The organism is Mesorhizobium sp. M1A.F.Ca.IN.022.07.1.1 (assembly GCF_003997575.1).
Lineage (GTDB): Bacteria > Pseudomonadota > Alphaproteobacteria > Rhizobiales > Rhizobiaceae > Mesorhizobium.
The window spans coordinates 1-635 of the sequence record NZ_RZST01000713.1 but is presented as its reverse complement, the minus strand read 5'-3'; the positions used below and the strand labels follow the sequence as shown (position 1 = coordinate 635).

The 635-nt window shown below is 66.3% G+C and carries 1 protein-coding gene and 1 pseudogene; both read left to right on the top strand.

Translation table 11 applies throughout. The features are described from left to right. Positions 1–183: pseudogene (locus tag EOA75_RS33570) on the top strand (C4-dicarboxylate transporter DctA); the annotation flags it as partial. Between the two features lie 196 nt (positions 184–379). Then, the coding region (locus EOA75_RS33565; RefSeq protein ID WP_164747792.1) for a histidine phosphatase family protein at positions 380–635 on the top strand (256 nt) is incomplete at its 3' end.

Genomic DNA, 635 nt, shown 5'->3' with positions numbered 1-635 from the left:
GGCGTGGACCGCTTCATGTCGGAGTGTCGCGCGCTCACCAACTTCGTCGGAAATGACATCGAGACCAGCGTCGGGGCGCGCTGGGAAGGCGAGCTCGACCAGAAGCAGTTCGCCGCCGCCATGGCCGGCCAGATGCCGGAGGAGGCAGACCTCGCGCTCTCAGGCGGCCTGCAGCCGGCCTGAGCGATCGAAACAATTCCCGGAAAATTGCCTCGGTGACTTCACCGTAGCCTTCGATCCGGAGTTGCACAGACAACGAGCGTCCACCCAAGCCGAAACAGGCCGTGGCTCCGCCGCGGCCTGTTCTTTTTGTCGGACGCCGCATAGGGTGGCGCGGGCCGGCATTCTTGCCGGTGCATCCAAGCGTGAGGGCCGACGGATGAGCAGCGCGTTTCCCGAGATCTACCTTGTCCGCCATGGCGAGACGGAATGGAGCGCATCGGCAAAGCATACCGGCCGCACCGACATTCCGTTGACCGCGAAAGGCGAACAGGCCGCACGCGGCGTCGCCGACCGCCTCAAGGAGCAGACCTTCCAGGCGGTCTGGTCGAGCCCATCGCAGCGCGCCTTCGACACCTGCCGGCTGGCCGGCTTCGGCGAGCGCGCGCTCAAGAAGGCCGACCTGCAGGAATGGG